General features: G+C 67.3%; 20 protein-coding genes. 16 read left to right on the top strand and 4 right to left on the bottom strand.

All coding sequences use genetic code 11. The features are described from left to right. Positions 1 to 45: 45 nt before the first annotated feature. Entirely contained in the window at positions 46 to 339 is a 294-nt protein-coding gene (locus AC1DEL_RS08700; protein WP_092292201.1) for a YkvA family protein, read from the top strand. A 19-nt stretch (positions 340 to 358) separates the two neighbouring features. On the opposite strand, the gene AC1DEL_RS08695 is transcribed toward AC1DEL_RS08700, so the two are convergent. The 3 genes from AC1DEL_RS08695 to AC1DEL_RS08685 all read right to left on the bottom strand — a co-directional run bounded on the left by AC1DEL_RS08695 (position 359) and on the right by AC1DEL_RS08685 (position 2,527). Continuing rightward, positions 359 to 778: a methylglyoxal synthase gene (locus AC1DEL_RS08695; RefSeq protein WP_092293269.1), complete on the bottom strand. Its 420-nt coding sequence runs from the start codon at positions 776 to 778 to the stop codon at positions 359 to 361. Further along, entirely contained in the window at positions 775 to 1,563 is a 789-nt protein-coding gene (locus AC1DEL_RS08690; RefSeq protein ID WP_092292199.1) for an SDR family oxidoreductase, read from the bottom strand. Before AC1DEL_RS08690 ends, AC1DEL_RS08695 begins: the two co-directional genes overlap by 4 nt. 76 nt (positions 1,564 to 1,639) lie before the next feature. After that, positions 1,640 to 2,527: a DMT family transporter gene (locus AC1DEL_RS08685; protein ID WP_092293267.1), complete on the bottom strand. Its 888-nt coding sequence runs from the start codon at positions 2,525 to 2,527 to the stop codon at positions 1,640 to 1,642. A 246-nt stretch (positions 2,528 to 2,773) separates the two neighbouring features. On the opposite strand from AC1DEL_RS08685, the gene AC1DEL_RS08680 reads away from it, so the two are divergent. Further along, on the top strand, positions 2,774 to 3,751 hold the full coding sequence (locus AC1DEL_RS08680) for a Bug family tripartite tricarboxylate transporter substrate binding protein (RefSeq protein ID WP_092292197.1): 978 nt from the start codon (positions 2,774 to 2,776) through the stop codon (positions 3,749 to 3,751). Positions 3,752 to 3,909: 158 nt separating this feature from the next. Next, a complete protein-coding gene (upp, locus tag AC1DEL_RS08675) occupies positions 3,910 to 4,560 on the top strand; it encodes a uracil phosphoribosyltransferase (RefSeq protein ID WP_092292195.1) in 651 nt (216 codons plus the stop codon). 69 nt (positions 4,561 to 4,629) lie between these two features. Here upp and AC1DEL_RS08670 read toward each other — a convergent pair whose 3' ends face one another. Further along, on the bottom strand, positions 4,630 to 6,156 hold the full coding sequence (locus AC1DEL_RS08670) for a helicase HerA-like C-terminal domain-containing protein (RefSeq protein WP_092292193.1): 1,527 nt from the start codon (positions 6,154 to 6,156) through the stop codon (positions 4,630 to 4,632). A 168-nt stretch (positions 6,157 to 6,324) separates the two neighbouring features. Here AC1DEL_RS08670 and AC1DEL_RS08665 point away from each other — a divergent pair, with 168 nt between their 5' ends. The 13 genes from AC1DEL_RS08665 to AC1DEL_RS08605 form a co-directional block, all read left to right on the top strand. Further along, a complete protein-coding gene (locus AC1DEL_RS08665) occupies positions 6,325 to 7,050 on the top strand; it encodes a YebC/PmpR family DNA-binding transcriptional regulator (RefSeq protein WP_092292191.1) in 726 nt (241 codons plus the stop codon). A gap of 82 nt (positions 7,051 to 7,132) precedes the next feature. Next, entirely contained in the window at positions 7,133 to 8,401 is a 1,269-nt protein-coding gene (gene purD, locus AC1DEL_RS08660) for a phosphoribosylamine--glycine ligase (protein WP_092292189.1), read from the top strand. A 136-nt stretch (positions 8,402 to 8,537) separates the two neighbouring features. Then, positions 8,538 to 9,449, top strand: coding sequence for an oxygen-dependent coproporphyrinogen oxidase (gene hemF / locus AC1DEL_RS08655; RefSeq protein WP_441593622.1), 912 nt, complete (start codon positions 8,538 to 8,540; stop codon positions 9,447 to 9,449). Between the two features lie 11 nt (positions 9,450 to 9,460). Then, the gene (locus tag AC1DEL_RS08650) at positions 9,461 to 10,168 is read left to right on the top strand and encodes a nicotinate-nucleotide adenylyltransferase (RefSeq protein ID WP_250025104.1); all 708 of its coding nucleotides are present in this window, start codon (positions 9,461 to 9,463) and stop codon (positions 10,166 to 10,168) included. 44 nt (positions 10,169 to 10,212) lie between these two features. Continuing rightward, positions 10,213 to 10,944, top strand: a complete 732-nt coding sequence (gene rsfS, locus AC1DEL_RS08645) for a ribosome silencing factor (RefSeq protein ID WP_477125610.1) — start codon at positions 10,213 to 10,215, stop codon at positions 10,942 to 10,944. Positions 10,945 to 11,002: 58 nt separating this feature from the next. After that, positions 11,003 to 11,482, top strand: a complete 480-nt coding sequence (gene rlmH, locus AC1DEL_RS08640; protein ID WP_092292181.1) for a 23S rRNA (pseudouridine(1915)-N(3))-methyltransferase RlmH — start codon at positions 11,003 to 11,005, stop codon at positions 11,480 to 11,482. Positions 11,483 to 11,525: 43 nt separating this feature from the next. After that, positions 11,526 to 12,140, top strand: a complete 615-nt coding sequence (locus AC1DEL_RS08635) for a Maf family protein (RefSeq protein WP_477110813.1) — start codon at positions 11,526 to 11,528, stop codon at positions 12,138 to 12,140. Positions 12,141 to 12,222: 82 nt separating this feature from the next. After that, on the top strand, positions 12,223 to 13,686 hold the full coding sequence (gene rng / locus AC1DEL_RS08630) for a ribonuclease G (RefSeq protein WP_092292175.1): 1,464 nt from the start codon (positions 12,223 to 12,225) through the stop codon (positions 13,684 to 13,686). Between the two features lie 129 nt (positions 13,687 to 13,815). Beyond that, complete coding sequence (gene phnC, locus AC1DEL_RS08625) at positions 13,816 to 14,664, top strand: phosphonate ABC transporter ATP-binding protein (protein WP_477125611.1); 849 nt, start codon at positions 13,816 to 13,818, stop codon at positions 14,662 to 14,664. 87 nt (positions 14,665 to 14,751) lie between these two features. Beyond that, entirely contained in the window at positions 14,752 to 15,732 is a 981-nt protein-coding gene (gene phnD, locus AC1DEL_RS08620; protein WP_092292171.1) for a phosphonate ABC transporter substrate-binding protein, read from the top strand. A 78-nt stretch (positions 15,733 to 15,810) separates the two neighbouring features. Then, positions 15,811 to 16,632: a phosphonate ABC transporter, permease protein PhnE gene (phnE, locus tag AC1DEL_RS08615; protein WP_092292169.1), complete on the top strand. Its 822-nt coding sequence runs from the start codon at positions 15,811 to 15,813 to the stop codon at positions 16,630 to 16,632. Then, positions 16,629 to 17,174 (top strand): phosphonate degradation HD-domain oxygenase, encoded by a 546-nt coding sequence (locus AC1DEL_RS08610; protein ID WP_092292167.1) that lies wholly within the window; start codon positions 16,629 to 16,631, stop codon positions 17,172 to 17,174. Before phnE ends, AC1DEL_RS08610 begins: the two co-directional genes overlap by 4 nt. Positions 17,175 to 17,251: 77 nt before the next feature. Beyond that, on the top strand, positions 17,252 to 17,355 hold a 104-nt coding region (locus tag AC1DEL_RS08605), incomplete at its 3' end, for a transposase (RefSeq protein WP_477109024.1).

The following is a 17,355-nucleotide window of genomic DNA, read 5'->3' as shown; positions in this document are numbered from 1 at the left end:
TGGCTGCGCGTGTTGCGCATGTTGCGTGTGGATAAGGAGGCCCATATGTGGAAGCGAATTTCGGCCCTATGGACGCTGGTGCGCCGCGACGGCCGCCTGCTCTGGTTCGCGCTGCGTCATCCCGACGCGCCCGCGTGGCTCAAACCCGCCGCGCTGGGGCTGGTGTTCTACGCCATCTCCCCGATCGACCTGATTCCCGATTTCATCGCCGGGCTCGGCATTGTCGATGACGTGGTGCTGATTCCGCTGGCCGTCCACCTGATCCTGAAGCGGCTGCCGCCGCACATCCTGCGGCAGGCGACGATGCGCGCCACCGCGACCACGATCCGGCCGCGCTGACGGCAACGTCTGTCCCGACTCAAGCCGCCGGCGTTCCGGCGGCTTTTTCGTCTTCGAAGCAGTGCCGCGCGAGTTCCACCAGCAGCAGTTCGGCCGTGGCGAGGTTGGTCGCGCACGGCACATTGTGGACATCGCACGCCCGGACCAGCGCGTTGATGTCCGGTTCATGCGGCTGCGGGGTCATCGGATCGCGCAGGAAGATCACCGCGGTCACCCGGCCCTCGGCCAGTTGCGCGCCGATCTGGAGATCGCCGCCCCACGGGCCGGACAGCATGCGCTCCACCTCGAGGCCGGTTTCAGCCGCGATGCGCCCACCGGTGGTGCCGGTGGCCAGCAGGTCGCAGCGCGCCAGCATCTCGCGGTGACGGCCGGCAAAGGCGACGATGTCGTCCTTCTTGTGATCGTGGGCGATCAGCGCGATGCGCGGCTTGCCCATCAGAACGTCCCCGGGTACGCGCCGCCGTCCAGCAGCACGTTCTGGCCCGTCATGTAGGCGGCCTGCTTGCTGCACAGGAACGCGCAGGTCGCGCCGAACTCGGCCGGCTCGCCAAAACGGCGCGAGGGGTTGGCGGCGGCGCGCTTGGCGGCCACTTCCTCCACGCTCAGGCCGGCCTTCTTGGCGCCGCCTTCCATCGTCTTGAACAGGCGGTCCGTGTTGAACGGGCCGGGCAGCAGGTTGTTCACGGTCACGCCGTGCTGCGCCACTTCGCGCGCCAGGCCGGCCACGAAGCCGGTCAGGCCCGAGCGTGCGCCGTTGGAGAGACCCAGCACGTCGATCGGTGCCTTGACCGCGCCGCTCGTAATGTTGACGATGCGGCCCCACTTGCGCGCGATCATGCCGTCCACGGTGGCCTTGATCAGCTCGATCGGGGTCAGCATGTTGGCGTCGATGGCGGCGAGCCAGGCGTCGCGGTCCCAGTCGCGGAAATTGCCGGGGGGCGGGCCGCCGGCGTTGTTCACGAGGATGTCGAGGTCGCCGAGCTTGGCCACGGCGTCCAGCGCGAGCTTGCGGCCCTCGGGCGTGGTGATATCCGTGGCCACGGCCAGCACGCGGCGGCCGTATCGGGCACGCAGGTCGGCGGCGGCCTTTTCCAGCGCATCGGCGCCGCGCGCCACGATCACGACGTCCACACCTTCGGCCGCCAGCGCGTCGGCGCACGCAAACCCGAGTCCCTTGCTGGCGCCACACACCAGCGCATGCTTACCGCGCAGTCCGAAATCCATCGCTTGCTCTCCTTCCTTGGTTGCTAAAACCGGGCGCCGGCTCTTGATGCGGCGTCCCGGTTGCTCTCGAAAATATTCAGGCCCGGCGGCTCGACAACAAATACATGCCGCCCAGCACCAGCGTGCTGCCGGCGATCTGCCAGCCCGTGATCGGCTCGCCGAGCAGCCAGAAGGCCAGCAGCAGCGTCGACACCGGGCCGATCATGCCCGCCTGCGACGCCATCGGCGCCCCGATGCGCGCCACTGCGATCATCGTCAACGACACCGGCAGCACGGTACAGAACACCGCATTGATGAGTGACAGCCACATCACCGGGGCCGGCTGCGCCAGCGCTGCCAGCGGACGCCCCAGCGCCACATACTGCACCACGCAGCAGGCCGTGGACACGCACATCGCGTAGGCCACCAGCCGCAGCGAGCCGACGCGCTTGACCAGCTCGCCGCTCAGGATCAGGTACACACCATACGACAAGGCGCTGGCCAGCACCAGCGCGCCGCCAAGCCAGACTTGCGCGCCGCTCACGTCGAGGTCATGGGCGAACACCAGCACGATGCCGGCATAGGCCAGCAGCAGCGACATCCACTGCCGGGCGTGGATCGGCCGATGGAACACCAGCGCGGTGGTCAGCAGCACGAAGGACGGCGTCAGGAACAGGATCAGCCGCTCCAGGCCGGCGGTGATGTACTGCAGGCCGAGGAAATCGAGAAAACTGGACAGGTAATAGCCGATGAAGCCCAGGAAGACCACCCGGCCGCGATCGGCCCAGGACAGCGCCGGCAGCTTGCGTGCCTGCCACCAGCCGATGGCCATGAACAGCGGCACCGCGAACAGCATGCGCAGCGTGATGACCATGACGGCATCGACGCTATATCGGTACATCAGCTTGGCCACGATGGCCTTGGCGGAAAACAGCACGGCGCCGACGGCCGCGACGGCGAGCCCGTAGCGCTGCGGCGCGGGCAGCTCGGCGGGCGTGGACAGGGACTTCTGGGAAGCGGGCACGGGAGACGCAGGGTTCGGATGCCGGCCGCAGTCGCGAGGGGGTGACGCGGGGAAGACGCGGGGCCGGAACGCGTCGATTGTATGTCAAAAGGCGCAAGGCGCGCCGGGGTGCGGCGCGCGGCACCAGCGGCTTTCCCCTACAATGGCCCGCGCCGTCCTGGCGCCCTGCCATATAAAGAAACTAGAGAAATACGGAGACACCGAGCCATGCCCTTCCCGTTCGCCCGCGCCGTCCTTGCCACCGGCGTCCTGTTCGCCGCCGCGGCCACCCCCGCCGGCGCCGCCGATGCCTTCCCCGCCAAGCCGATCCGCTTCGTGGTGCCCTACGCCGCCGGCGGCACCACGGACCTCGTCGCCCGCACCGTCGGCCAACGCGTAGCCGAGAAGCTCGGCCAGCCGGTAGTGGTGGAGAACCGCCCCGGCGCAGGCGGCAACATCGGCATGGAAGCCGTGGCCAAGGCGCCTGCCGATGGCTACACCATCGGCTTCGGCGCGATTTCGACGAACGCGCTCAATCCCCACATCTACAAGCACGTGCCGTTCGACCCCCGCAAGGACTTCACGGCGATCAGCCTGCTGGGCACCTCGACCATCGTGCTGGAGGTCAGCGAAAGCCTGCCCGTGAAGACCGTGCCGGAGCTGATTGCCTATGCCAAGGCGCACCCGGGGCTGACTTATGCCACGGCGGGGACCGGCACGTCGATGCATCTGGCCGGCGCGATGTTCTCCCAGATGACCCAGACCGGCCTGACCCACGTGCCTTACAAAGGCAGCAGCCCGGCCATCAACGACCTGCTGGGCGGCCATATCCAGGTGATGTTCGATAACCTGCCCGCCTCGCTGCCCCATATCCAGGCGGGCAAGCTGCGCGCGCTGGCAGTGGCCGGCAAGACCCGCGCGCCGTCGCTGCCCAACGTGCCGACCCTGGCCGAGGCCGGCCTGCCCGGCTACGCCGTGGAGCCGTGGTTCGGCGTCTACGGCCCGGCTAACCTGCCAGCGCCGGTGGTGCAGGCGCTCAACGCGGCCTTCGTGGAGGCGCTGGCCCGCCCCGAGGTGCGCGACAAGCTGCAGCAGGCCGGCTTCAATCCGAAGGGATCGAGCGCGGCCGAACTCCAGACGCTGACGCTGACCGAGTACGAGCGCTTCGGCAAAGTGGCGAAGTCGGCGGCCATCACGGTGGACTAAGGCGGGACGAGATCAAAGGCGGGGCCCGGCGGCCCGGATGGTGGCGGAGATGGCCGCGTGGAGCGGGGCGGCATCCATTACAATCCCGCTGCATCGGGCGCCGCGCCGGCCTTGCCAGCCCCGCGCGCCCACCACCCTCCGCCGAGCCTGCCGCCGCCATGAAACAAGATCCGCGTTTCCCCAATCTGTTCATCCTCAATCACCCGCTGATCCAGCACAAGCTCTCGCACATGCGCGACAGGGACACGTCCACGCGCACGTTCCGCGAGCTGCTGCGCGAGATCACGCTGCTGATGGGCTACGAGATCACGCGCAACCTGCCGCTGACCACGCGCCGCATCGAGACCCCGCTGGTGCCGCTGGAAGCCCCGGTCATCGCCGGCAAGAAGCTGACCATCGTGCCGGTGCTGCGCGCCGGCGTAGGCATGAGCGATGGCCTGGTCGAGCTGATTCCGTCGGCCCGTATCGGCCATATCGGCGTGTACCGAGACGAACAGCATCGCCCGGTGGAGTACCTGGTGCGCCTGCCGGACGTGGAAGACCGCAGCTTCATCCTCTGCGACCCGATGGTCGCCACGGGCTATTCGGCCGCGCACGCGGTTGATGTGCTCAAGCGGCGCGGCGTGAAGGACGAAGCCATCACCTTCGTGGCACTGGTCGCCGCGCCGGAAGGCGTGGAAGTGTTCCAGAAGGCCCACCCGGGCGTGCGGCTATACGTGGCATCGCTGGACAGCCATCTGGACGAGCACGCCTACATCATCCCGGGCCTGGGCGATGCCGGCGACCGGCTGTTCGGCACCAAGAACTGATGTGAAATGTGAGGCGCTTGATGCGCCTCATACGCCATATTTAATGAGGATGGGCCGCGCTGAGCGGCCCTACTTCTTTCGCCCGCCGCCGCCCAGCAGGCTGCCCAGCACGCCACGGACCAGTTCCCGGCCGACTTGCGAGGCGAGCGTCCGGCCGGCGGACTTGGCCATCGATTCGAGGATGGAGTCGCCGCGGCCGGTCTTGCCGGTGCCCTTGGTCAGCGAGCCGAAGATTTCGCCGGCCCAGCTGCTACCGCCCTCCTCGGCCTGCGGCTGGGGAGTGCCGGGTTTCTGTGCCTGTGTCTGGCCATTGCCGGCGGTCGCCACGCTACCGCGCAGCTTCTCGTAGGCCGATTCCCGGTCCACGGTCTTCTCGTAGGTGCCGGCCACGAGCGAATTGGCGATCAGGGCCTTGCACTCGTCGGGCGTGGCCGGGCCGATGCGGCTGCCCGGGGGCAGCACCCATGCGCGCTCGGTGACGACTGGCGTCCCCTTGGCGTCCAGGCATGAGACCAACGCCTCGCCCACGCCCAGTTCGCCAATCGCCTGTTCGAGATTGAGCTTCGGATTGGGACGCATGGTCGTGGCGGCCACCTTCACCGCCTTCTGGTCGCGCGGCGTGAACGCGCGCAGCGCGTGCTGCACGCGGTTGCCAAGCTGGCCCAGGACGGTATCGGGAATATCTACGGGGTTCTGCGTCACAAAGTACACGCCGACACCCTTGGACCGCACGAGCCGCACCACCTGTTCGATCTTGTCCAGCAGCGCCTTGGGGGCGTCGTTGAACAGCAGGTGCGCCTCGTCGAAGAAGAAGACCAGCTTGGGCTTGTCGAGGTCACCGGCCTCGGGCAGCCGCTCGAACAGTTCGGACAGCATCCACAGCAGGAAGGTAGCGTACAGCCGGGGCGCATTCATCAGCTTGTCGGCGGCGAGGATGTTGACGACGCCCTGCCCCTTCTCGGTCTGGATGAAGTCCTCCAGGTTCAACATCGGCTCGCCGAAGAACTTGTCCGCGCCCTGCGACTCCAGCGCGATCAGCCCGCGCTGGATCGCGCCAATGGAAGCCGCCGAGATATTGCCGTACTCGGTGGTGAACTGGCTGGCGTTGTCGCCCACGTGCTGGAGCATCGCGCGCAGGTCCTTGGCATCGAGCAGCAGCAGGCCGTTGGCATCGGCAATGCGGAACACGAGGTTCAGCACGCCCTGCTGGGTGTCGTTGAGTTCGAGCATCCGCGACAGCAGCAGCGGCCCCATGTGCGAGACCGTCGCGCGCACCGGATGCCCCTTTTCGCCAAAGACATCCCAGAGCGTGGTCGGGCAGGCGCCCCAGACCGGTTCGGGCAGCCCGTGTTCCGCCAGGCGGGCCTTGAGCTTGTCCGATGGCTTGCCGACCTGGGATATGCCTGACAGATCACCTTTGACGTCCGCCATGAACACCGGCACCCCCAGCCGCGAGAAGCCCTGCGCCAACGTCTGCAGCGTGACGGTCTTGCCGGTACCCGTGGCGCCGGTGATGAGACCGTGCCGATTCCCCATCTCGGGCAGCAGGACGAGCTCGCAGTCGGCGTTCTTGGCGATGAGGATGGGGTCGGCCATGATGGTCTCGTGGTGATAGCGGCGGTATCCGGGATCGGAAGGCGGGGGCCGCGTGATAAAATCCTGCGCTGATTATAGCCAGCAAATTGGCACATCCATCACATGGCGTGGCCGCCAGAAGCGCCACCCAGCACGCTGCACCACAGCTATTCCGCCTCGGAGAGAATCATGGCCGGTCACTCAAAATGGGCCAATATCAAACACAAGAAAGCCGCCGCTGACGCCAAGCGGGGCAAGATCTGGACGCGCCTGATCAAGGAAATCACCGTCGCCGCCAAGCTCGGCGGCGGTGATGCCGACTCCAACCCGCGCCTGCGCCTGTCGATCGACAAGGCCATGGACGCGAACATGCCCAAGGACAACATCCAGCGCGCGATCCAGCGCGGCGTGGGTGGCCTGGAAGGCGCGAACTACGAGGAAATCCGCTACGAAGGCTACGGCCTGGCCGGCGCGGCGATCATCGTCGACTGCCTGACCGACAACCGTACCCGTACCGTGGCCGAAGTCCGCCACGCGTTCTCGAAGCACAACGGCAACATGGGCACGGAAGGCTCTGTGGCCTTCATGTTCACCCACTGCGGCCAGTTCCTGTTCGCGCCGGGCACGCCCGAGGACAAGCTGATGGATGCCGCGCTCGAAGCCGGCGCCGATGACGTGCTGACCAACGACGACGGCTCGATCGAAGTGACCTGCCCGCCGAACGACTTTTCGACGGTCAAGTCCGCCCTCGAAGCGGCCGGTTTCAAGGCCGAGCTGGCCGATGTGGTGATGAAGCCGCAGAACGAGGTGAGCTTCACCGGCGACGACGCGGTCAAGATGCAGAAGCTCCTGGACGCCCTGGAAAACCTGGACGACGTACAGGAAGTCTTCACCAACGCGGTGATCGAGGACTAAGTCCTCCGCCGCGCCCCATGGCGGCAGCCCGGCCCCGGCCAGCTGCCGCTTTTCGCATGCGTTTCTTTTCTGGCAGTGGATCATGAAAGTATTGGTTGTCGGTTCGGGCGGACGTGAGCACGCGCTAGCGTGGAAAATGGCCCAGTCCCCCAAGGTGCAAGTGGTGTACGTGGCGCCGGGTAACGGCGGCACGGCGCTCGACAAGCGCCTGCAGAACGTGCCGCTGACCGATCCCGAGGTGCTCGCCGCCTTCGTGGAGCGCGAAGGGGTGGCGTTCACCGTGGTCGGCCCCGAGGCCCCGCTGGCCGCCGGCATCGTCGACGTGTTCCGCGCCCGTGGCCTGCGCATCTTCGGGCCCACCCAGGCCGCCGCCCAGCTGGAGTCCTCCAAGGACTTCGCCAAGGCGTTCATGCATCGCCACAACATCCCCACGGCTGCCTACCAGACGTTTGCCGATGCGGCCGGCGCGCACGCCTATATCGACGCCCAGGGCGCCCCTATCGTGATCAAGGCCGATGGCCTGGCCGCCGGCAAGGGCGTGGTCGTGGCGATGACGCTGGAAGAAGCGCACGACGCCGTCGACATGATGCTGGCCGACAACAAGCTCGGCGATGCCGGCGCGCGCGTGGTCGTCGAGGAATTCCTGGAAGGCGAGGAAGCCAGCTTCATCGTGCTGGTGGACGGCAAGAACGTGCTGGCCCTGGCCACCAGCCAGGACCACAAGCGCCTGCTGGACGCCGATGCCGGCCCCAACACCGGTGGCATGGGCGCTTACTCGCCCGCCCCGGTGGTCACGCCGGCGCTGCACGCCCGCGCGCTGCGCGAGATCATCATGCCGACCGTGCGCGGCATGGAAAAGGATGGCATCACGTACACCGGCTTCCTGTACGCCGGCCTGATGATCGACAAGGACGGCAACCCGAAAACGCTCGAGTTCAACTGCCGCATGGGCGACCCGGAGACGCAGCCGATCATGGCGCGCCTGAAGACCGACCTCGTGGACGTGATGGAAGCGGCCGTGGACGGCAAGCTCGACCAGGTGGAACTGGACTGGGACCGCCGCACCGCGCTGGGCGTGGTGATGGCTGCCTACAACTACCCGGAAGAGCCCCGCAAGGGCGATGCCATCACCGGCATTCCCGCCGAGACGGCCGAGGCCGTGACGTTCCACGCCGGCACCACGCTCAAGGACGGCACCCTGCTGACCTCGGGCGGCCGCGTACTCTGCGTGGTGGGGCTGGCTGACACCGTCAAGGCCGCGCAGCGCGCCGCCTACGCGGCCGTTGAGCAGATCCGCTTCGACGGCGCGCAGTTCCGCACCGACATTGGCTACCGCGCCATCAAGCGCTGATGCGCGCGCCGGACACCCGCGCGCCACGTTCCAAGGCGCGGCGGGAGTCCAGCCGGTACAATCATGACAGCGCCATGACGGCCGCGCCCTCCGGGCGGCGGCCGTCGCGCTACCGGCCCATCCGATTCCGCCCATCATGATCGACTCCCAGGCAGTCCGCGCCTACCTGCTCGGCTTGCAAGACCGCATCACCGACGCCATCGCCGCCGTGGACGGCCAGCCATTCCTGACCGACGAATGGGAAAAGCCGCCGACCGAGCGCCTGCGCGGCAGTGGCCGCACCCGCATTCTGGAAGGCGGCGCCGTGATGGAACGCGCCGGCGTGGGCTTCTCCCACGTGCGCGGCGACACCCTGCCCCCCTCGGCCAGCGCCAACCGGCCCGAACTGGCCGGGCGCAGCTTCGAGGCCATGGGCGTCTCGCTGGTGTTCCATCCGCGCAATCCGTACGTGCCGACGGTGCACATGAACGTGCGCTGCTTCGTGGCCGTGAAGCCCGATGCGGACCCGGTCTGGTGGTTCGGTGGCGGCATGGACCTGACGCCGTACTACGGCCACACTGATGACTGCGCGCACTTCCACCGCACCTGCAAGACTGCGCTGGCACCGTTCGGCGACGACCTGTACCCGCGCTTCAAGCAGTGGTGCGACGAGTATTTCTTCCTGCGCCACCGGGGCGAGGCACGCGGCATCGGCGGGGTGTTCTTCGACGATTTCGCCGCGCTGGGCTTCGATCGCAGCTTCGCGATGATGCAATCGGTCGGCGACGCCTTCCTCGACGCCTACCTCCCTATCCTCGAAACCCGCAAGGACACGCCCTACGGCGCGCGCGAGCGCGACTTCCAGGCCTACCGGCGCGGGCGCTATGTGGAATTCAACCTGGTATTCGACCGCGGCACGCTGTTCGGCCTGCAATCGGGCGGCCGCGCCGAATCCATCCTGATGTCGATGCCGCCGCAGGTAACCTGGCGCTACGACTGGCAACCCGAGCCGGGCAGCGCGGAGGCCGCGCTGTACACCGACTTCCTGCCGGCACGCGAGTGGGCCTGACGGCGAGTGTGATGACTGTTCCCGAAGATTCCCGCACCACCGATCCCGCCCCGTCCACCGGCCGCCCGTACCGCCTGGGTATCCTGGGCGGCACTTTCGATCCGCCGCATCGCGGCCATGTCTCGCTGGCGCAGCTTTGCATCGACCATCTGGCGCTCGACGAGCTGGTCTGGATCCCGACCGGGGAGTCCTGGCAGAAGGGCGACCATGTGACGCCCGCCGCCGACCGCTTCGCCATGACCGAGCTGGCCGCCGCCACGCTGGACAGCCCGCGCGCCAAGATACGAGTCAGTCGCATGGAGGTGGACCGGGCCGGCCCGAGCTATACCATCGACACGGTGCGCCACCTGCGCGACGAATACGCCCCGGATACCTCCATGGCCTGGCTGATGGGCGCCGACCAATTGCTGCGCCTGCACACCTGGCACGGCTGGGAGGCATTGTTCGAACAAGTGCACCTGTGCATCGCCACCCGCCCCGGTTTCGACCTCGCCGCGCTGGACGGTCCGGTGCTCGCGGCGATGAACCAGCGGCTGGCGGACACGCACCTGATACAATGCACGCCCTCCGGCCGGATGTGGATCGACCAGACCCTTGCCGTCGATCTTTCCTCCACCGGCCTGCGCCAGCGCCTGGCTGAGGGCCAGGCGGCGGATGACCAACTGCCTGCCGGCGTGGCACACTACATCGCGAGTCGCGGGTTATACCGCAATCCCTGACCGGCTCGCCCCTATCCCGAACGAAGCTGAACAAGAAAGACACCATGGATATTCGTAAACTGCAACGCGCCATCGTCGACGGGCTCGAGGATGTCAAAGCGCAGGACATCAAGGTGTTCGACACCACTCACCTGACCGAACTATTCGACCGGGTGGTGATCGCCAGCGGTAGTTCGAACCGCCAGACCAAGGCGCTCGCCGCCTCTGTGCGGGATACGGTGAAGGATGCCGGCGGCCATATCATTGCCGTCGAGGGCCTGGAGACGGGCGAGTGGGTGCTGGTGGACTGCGGCGACGCCGTGGTGCACATCCTCCAGCCGCAACTGCGCCTGTACTACAACCTCGAGGAAATCTGGGGCGACAAGCCGGTGCGCGTGAAGCTGACCGGCGCCAGGAGCCTGGCCAAGGCCAGCGAGCCGATGGACGACGACGAAGCCGAGGCTTCGGCGCCGGCACCGCGCTCGCGCCGTGCCTCGAGCCTGCGCCCGGCGCTGGCCAAGCTGCCGGAAGGCATGAAGGAGCCTTCGCCGCCGATGGGCCACGAGGACACCGATCCGGACGCCATCGCCACGATCCGCAAGCCGGTGCGCAAGACCAGCACCGGCGCCGCCACCAAGACGGCGGCTGCCAAGACGCCGGCCCGCAAGTCCCCGGCCGTGAAGGCGCCGGCCCGCAAGGTGGCGACCAAGACTGCCGCCAAGGCCCCCGCACGCAAGGCGCCGGCCGCCAAGAAGGCTGCGACCAAGACCGCCGCGCCGCGCAAGCGCTCGGCCTGAGTCGACTGCGTCGACTTAAGCCGTTCGCACCGATCCACCCGGTATCGCCAGATCGCCCATGCAACTCGTGATCGTGGCCGTCGGCCACAAGATGCCCGGCTGGATCGAAACCGGCTTCGGCGAGTATGCCAAGCGCATGCCGCCGGAGCTGCGCATCGAACTTCGCGAAGTCAAGCCGGAAGCCCGTTCGTCGAGCAACAACGCCGCCACGGTGATGCAGCGGGAAGCCGCGCGCATCGACGCCGTGCTCGGTTCGCTGTCCAAGCAGTGCCGGATCGTTGCGCTCGATGAACGCGGGCGCGACTTCACCACGGTGCAGCTGGCCGACCAGCTGACCGGCTGGCAGCGCGAAGGCGGCGACGTGGCTTTCCTGATCGGCGGCGCAGACGGGCTCGACCCGGCCCTCAAGGCACGCGCCACCACCCTGATCCGGCTCTCCAGCCTGACGCTGCCCCACGGCATGGTGCGCGTGCTGCTGGCCGAACAGCTCTACCGCGCCTGGTCCGTCACGCAAAACCACCCGTATCACCGGGTCTGAGTTCCCGCCGCCGACGGTTACAATCGCCGCATCGATTTTCCCGATGCGCGCCGTGACCCACGACCTCCTCTACCTCGCCTCCCAAAGCCCGCGCCGCCGCGAACTGCTGACGCAGCTCGGCGTCTCCCATGAACTGCTGCTCGCCGATGACGACGAGGATGCCGAAGCGCTCGAAGCCGTGCTGCCCGGCGAGACGCCCGACGCCTACGTGCAGCGCGTCTGCGCGCTCAAGGCCGAAGCCGCCCTGCGCCGCCGCGAGCGCCGCGCCCTGCCCGACCATCCGATTCTGACCTCCGACACCACGGTATGCCGGGGTGGCGACATCCTGGGCAAGCCGGCCGACCCGGACGATGCCGCCGCGATGCTGGCCGCGCTCGCCGGCACCACCCACCGCGTGCTGACCGCCGTGACCGTGGTTTCCACGCTCGGCCAGCGCCATGCGCTGTCGATCTCGCACGTCACTTTCCGGCCGATGAACGCCGCCGAGATCGCCCGCTACGTGGCCAGCGGCGAGCCGCTCGGCAAGGCTGGCGCGTACGGCATCCAGGGCCGCGCGGCCGAGTTTGTCGAACGAATCGACGGCAGCTATTCGGGTATCATGGGCTTGCCCTTGTTCGAGACCGCGGCCCTGCTGCGCGAGGCCGGGCTGCGCTTCTGAGCGCCCCGTCCCGCAGCCATCCCGCCCGGCGCCGAACGACAACAACAAGCCGCCGACAACACGGCAGCGCGCATCCATCGCTATGACTGAAGACATCCTCGTCAACATCACGCCGCAAGAGACGCGCGTTGCCATCGTGCAGCAGGCCGCCGTGCAGGAACTGCATGTCGAGCGCACGCTGACGCGCGGGCTGGTTGGCAATATCTATCTCGGCAAGGTCGTGCGCGTGCTCCCGGGCATGCAATCCGCATTCATCGACATCGGCCTCGAGCGCGCGGCCTTCCTGCACGTGGCCGACATCTGGCATCCGCGCGACCCCGACAAGAACGGCGCCCCGCCGCTCGCCATCGAAAAGACGCTGTTCGAGGGCCAGGCCCTGATGGTGCAGGTCATCAAGGACCCGATCGGCACCAAGGGGGCGCGGCTGTCCACGCAGATCAGCATCGCCGGCCGGACGCTGGTGTACCTGCCCCAGGACCCGCATATCGGCATCTCGCAGCGCATCGAGGGCGAGGTGGACCGCGAGGCGCTGCGCGCCCGCGTGCAGGGGCTGGTGCCGCGCGACGAGCGTGGCGGCTTTATCGTGCGGACCATCGCCGAGGAAGCCAGCGACGACGAGCTCGGCAACGACATCGCCTACCTGCGCAAGATCTGGGCGTCGATCCGCCTGAACGCGACCACCCAGCCGGCCACCAGCCTGCTGTACCAGGACCTGAACCTGGCCCAGCGCGTGCTGCGCGACTTCATCAACGACGCCACGGGCGTGATCCAGATCGACTCGCGCGAGAACTACCAGAAGCTGGTGGAGTTCGCCCAGGAGTACACCCCGGCCGTACTGCCCCGGCTCTCGCACTACACCGGCGAGCGGCCGATCTTCGACCTGTTCAACATCGACGCCGAGATCGAGAAGGCGCTGTCGCGGCGGGTGGACCTGAAGTCCGGCGGCTACCTGATGATCGACCAGACCGAGGCGATGACGACGATCGACGTCAACACGGGCGGCTACGTCGGCGCCCGCAACTTCGACGACACGATCTTCAAGACCAACCTCGAGGCCGCGCACACCATCGCCCGGCAACTGCGGCTGCGCAACCTCGGCGGCATCATCATCATCGACTTCATCGACATGGAGAACGTGGAGCATCGCGACGCGGTGCTCTCCGAGCTGAAGCGCGCGCTGTCCCGTGACCGCACCCGGATCACCGTGAACAGCTTCTCGCAGCTCGGGCTGGTGGAGATGACCCGCAAGCGCACGCGCGAGTCGCTGGCGCACGTGCTGTGCGAGCAGTGCCCGGTCTGCACGGGCAAGGGCCAGGTCAAGACGCCGCGCACGGTCTGCTACGACATCCTGCGCGAGATCATGCGCGAGTCCCGCCAGTTCAATCCGCGCGAGTTCCGCATCCTGGCCTCCCAGGAAGTGATCGATCTGTTCCTCGAGGAAGAAAGCCAGCATCTGGCGATGCTCAACGACTTTATCGGCAAGCCGATCTCGCTCCAGGTGGAATCCACGTTCCATCAGGAACAGTACGACATCATCCTGATGTAAGTGCATTGGGCGTCACGCGCCCAATGCCTCACCCCGCAGACATTCACCCCTCACTCTCCCGCCCAGCGTCATCGTTCTGTCATCCACTCCCCCCAGAATGCGCCAAGTCATTCAAGCAAGGGAGTCGACATGACGCATGCAATCGAAGTCCGCGGACTTAGCAAATCATTCCGCGCGGACCGCAAGGCGCTTGACGATGTCACGCTGCACGTCGCGCCGGGAGAAATGGTGGCCCTGCTGGGCGCCTCGGGATCTGGCAAGTCCACGCTGCTGCGCCATGTGGCCGGTTTCGTGTCCGGCGATGCTGGCGAGATCCTGGTCAATGGCCGATCCATCCAGCGCCATGGCCGCCTGGCTGGCAACGTGCGCAAGGTGCGCGCCGAAATCGGCTTTGTTTTCCAGCAGTTCAATCTGGTGGGCCGCCTGCCGGTGATCACCAACGTCCTCGTCGGCATGCTCACCCGCATCCCGGCCTGGCGCAGCCTGTTCCGCCTGTTCAAGGCCGATGAAGTGCAGGCCGGCCTCGACGCCCTCGCCCAGGTTGGTATAGACGACTATGCGTTTCAGCGTGCCTCCACGCTCTCCGGCGGCCAGCAGCAGCGCGCCGCCATCGCACGGACGCTGGTGCAGAACGCCAAGGTCATCCTGGCCGACGAACCGATCGCCTCGCTCGACCCGGAATCGTCGCGCCGCGTGATGACGCTGCTCTCGCAGATCAACCGCACCCGCAAGGTGGCCGTGGTGGTGTCGCTGCACCAGGTGGACGTGGCCATGCGCTACTGCCCCCGCGTGGTGGCGCTGCGCCAGGGCAAGGTGGTCTACGACGGCCCGTCCGCCGCACTCACCCCGGGCATGCTGCGCGACCTGTACGGCACCGAGGCCGAGGAACTGCTCCACGACTCGGTTCCCGACGAAGCCGACACCGCCAGCGGCATGCCGGCGCCGGCCATGGTCACGATGAATCTCGCGGCCGCCTGATCGCCACCGCGCCCCCCTTTTCGCTTTCCCGCTGTATTGCCGTCATTTGCCGTTATCCACAACGACTCATCCGAAACGGAGTCACACATGCTTCGCAGAACCTTTCTCGCCGTGGTCGCCTCGGGCGTCGTGGCCCTGCCCGCTTACGCCCAGGACGCCAAGACCCTGAACATCGGCTTTATCTCGACGGAATCGTCGTCGAACCTGAAGACCGCCTGGCAGCCGCTGATCGACGACCTGAGCAAGGCGCTCGGCGTGCAGGTCAAGCCGTTCTTCGCCTCCGACTACGCCGGCATCATCGAGGGCATGCGCTTCAACAAGGTGCAGCTCGGCTGGTTCGGCAACAAGTCGGCCATGGAAGCCGTGGACCGCGCCAACGGCGAGGTGTTCGCGTCCGTGATCGACAAGGACGGCAACCCGGGCTACTGGTCGCTGCTGGTCGTGCGCAAGGACAGCGACCTGAAGACGGTGGAAGACGTGATCAAGCGCGGCAAGGAACTCTCCTACGGCGCCGGCGATCCGAACTCCACCTCGGGCACGGCCGTGCCGGGCTACTACCTGTGGGCCGCCCACAAGGTGGAGCCGAAGACGCTGTTCAAGGCCGTGCGCATCAGCAACCACGAGACCAACCTGCTCTCCGTGCTGAACAAGCAGGTGGACGTGGCCGTGAACAACACCGAGAACTTCGAGCGCTATCGCATCAACACGGGCAAGAACGCCTATGACGAGGTGCGCGTGCTGTGGAAGAGCCCGCTGATCGCCGCCGACCCCATGGTCTACCGCAAGGACCTGCCGGCCGAGACGAAGAAGAAGATCCAGGACTTCTTCGTCAACTACGGCAAGGGTGCCGACGCTGCGCGCGAGAAGCAGATCCTGACCACGCTGACCTACCAGGGCTTCCGCGTCTCGTCGGACGCGCAGCTGCTGCCCATCCGCCAGATCGAGCTGGCCAAGCAGAAGTCCAAGATCGAGACCGACACCACGCTGGCCGCCGCCGACAAGGAAAAGCAGCTGGCTGACGTATCGCGCCGCCTGGCCGAGATCGACAAGGCCATCAGCGCCCAGTAAGCCGTACCCCGCCCAGGGCCGATGGCGCGTTGCCATCGGCCTTGCGCCATCTTCACCGTATTCCATCCGATGCCCCCCATGACCGCCACCGCCAAGCCCGGCCTCCCGCCCCCGTCCCCCGCGCCGCACAGCAACGTCCGCCCGCCGCGCACCTCGCTGTCCATGATGCTGGTCTGGGCGATCGTGCTGGCCTTGCTCGCCATGTCCTGGCAAGGCGCCGACATGCGCCCGATGGACCTGCTGCGCGACTCCGGCAACATGGCGAAGTTCGCCGCCGACTTTTTCCCGCCCAATTTCCGCGACTGGCGCAACTACCTCGACGAGATGCTCGTGACCGTGCAGATCGCGCTCTGGGGTACCGCCATCGCCGTGTTCATGGCCGTGCCGCTCGGCCTGCTGTGCTCCGCCAATATCGTGCCGGTGTGGGTCTACCAGCCGGCGCGCCGCATCATGGACGCCTGCCGCGCCATCAACGAGATGGTCTTCGCGATGCTGTTCATCGTGGCCGTGGGCCTCGGCCCGTTCGCCGGCGTGCTGGCGATCTGGATCCACACCACCGGCGTGCTGGCCAAGCTGTTCGCCGAAGCCGTGGAAGCCATCGACCCGCGTCCCGTGGAAGGCGTGCGCGCCACCGGCGCCGGCCCGATCGAGGAGATCGTCTACGGCGTGATCCCGCAGGTACTGCCGCTGTGGCTGTCCTTCGCGCTGTACCGCTTCGAGTCGAACGTGCGCTCGGCGTCGGTGGTCGGCATCGTCGGCGCCGGCGGCATCGGCACCGTGCTCTGGGAGATCATCCGCAGCTTCCAGTACGCGCAGACCTGCGCGGTGATGATCATCATCATCCTGTTCGTCACCGGCATCGACATCGTGTCCGCCCAGATCCGCAAGGTGCTGGTATGAGCGCGGACCGCCTGACCCTGGCACGCATCGAGACGCTGTTCGCCAACCACGGCAAGGACTGGTATGGCGGCGAGGCGATCAGCCAGACCGCCCACGCGCTGCAGTGCGCGCAGCTGGCCGAGCAGGCCGGCGAGCCGGCGGCGCTGGTGGCTGCCGCGCTGCTGCACGACGTGGGCCATCTGATGCTGGCCGAGAGCAGCACCACCGACATGCGCCACCAGGAGGCCGCCGCGCAGGCGCTGGCCGACCTGTTCGGCGCGGAAGTGACCGAGCCCGTGCGCCTGCACGTGGCCGCCAAGCGCTACCTGTGCGCGGTGGACCCGGCCTACTTCGCCACACTCTCGCCGGCCTCGGTCCACAGCCTGGCCCTGCAGGGCGGCCCGTACGACGCCGCGCAGGCAGACGCCTTCATCGCCAGCCCGCACGCCGAAGCGGCGGTGCGGCTGCGCCGCTACGACGATCTGGCCAAGGTAGTGGATTTGCCGACGCCGGCGCTGGCGCACTATCTGGACATCGCCGCCGGCTGCGCACGGCACGCGTAAGCCACGCGCCCATGGAAAAATGCCCGGGAGTCTGAACTGCACCCCAAAAGTTGGACACCAACTTTTGGGGTGTTTTCATGTATCGGTACTCGGAGCAGTTCAGGCTGACAGTTATCCAGAGCTACCTGGACGGTCAGGCAGGCTATGGTGAGATCGCCAAACGCCATGAAATAGACAGCGG

Source organism: Cupriavidus sp. 10L43_2, from assembly GCF_056395265.1.
The sequence above is the reverse complement of the archived record's forward strand: the minus strand, read 5'-3'. Positions and strand labels throughout refer to the sequence as shown.

Coding starts and splice junctions, on each gene's coding strand:
- AC1DEL_RS08700 (WP_092292201.1), top strand. CDS start 46: ATGTGGAAGCGAATTTCGGCCCTATGGACGCTGGTGCGCCGCGACGGC.
- AC1DEL_RS08690 (WP_092292199.1), bottom strand. CDS start 1,563: ATGGATTTCGGACTGCGCGGTAAGCATGCGCTGGTGTGTGGCGCCAGC.
- AC1DEL_RS08680 (WP_092292197.1), top strand. CDS start 2,774: ATGCCCTTCCCGTTCGCCCGCGCCGTCCTTGCCACCGGCGTCCTGTTC.
- upp (WP_092292195.1), top strand. CDS start 3,910: ATGAAACAAGATCCGCGTTTCCCCAATCTGTTCATCCTCAATCACCCG.
- AC1DEL_RS08670 (WP_092292193.1), bottom strand. CDS start 6,156: ATGGCCGACCCCATCCTCATCGCCAAGAACGCCGACTGCGAGCTCGTC.
- AC1DEL_RS08665 (WP_092292191.1), top strand. CDS start 6,325: ATGGCCGGTCACTCAAAATGGGCCAATATCAAACACAAGAAAGCCGCC.
- purD (WP_092292189.1), top strand. CDS start 7,133: ATGAAAGTATTGGTTGTCGGTTCGGGCGGACGTGAGCACGCGCTAGCG.
- hemF (WP_441593622.1), top strand. CDS start 8,538: ATGATCGACTCCCAGGCAGTCCGCGCCTACCTGCTCGGCTTGCAAGAC.
- AC1DEL_RS08650 (WP_250025104.1), top strand. CDS start 9,461: ATGACTGTTCCCGAAGATTCCCGCACCACCGATCCCGCCCCGTCCACC.
- rsfS (WP_477125610.1), top strand. CDS start 10,213: ATGGATATTCGTAAACTGCAACGCGCCATCGTCGACGGGCTCGAGGAT.
- rlmH (WP_092292181.1), top strand. CDS start 11,003: ATGCAACTCGTGATCGTGGCCGTCGGCCACAAGATGCCCGGCTGGATC.
- AC1DEL_RS08635 (WP_477110813.1), top strand. CDS start 11,526: ATGCGCGCCGTGACCCACGACCTCCTCTACCTCGCCTCCCAAAGCCCG.
- rng (WP_092292175.1), top strand. CDS start 12,223: ATGACTGAAGACATCCTCGTCAACATCACGCCGCAAGAGACGCGCGTT.
- phnC (WP_477125611.1), top strand. CDS start 13,816: ATGACGCATGCAATCGAAGTCCGCGGACTTAGCAAATCATTCCGCGCG.
- phnD (WP_092292171.1), top strand. CDS start 14,752: ATGCTTCGCAGAACCTTTCTCGCCGTGGTCGCCTCGGGCGTCGTGGCC.
- phnE (WP_092292169.1), top strand. CDS start 15,811: ATGACCGCCACCGCCAAGCCCGGCCTCCCGCCCCCGTCCCCCGCGCCG.
- AC1DEL_RS08610 (WP_092292167.1), top strand. CDS start 16,629: ATGAGCGCGGACCGCCTGACCCTGGCACGCATCGAGACGCTGTTCGCC.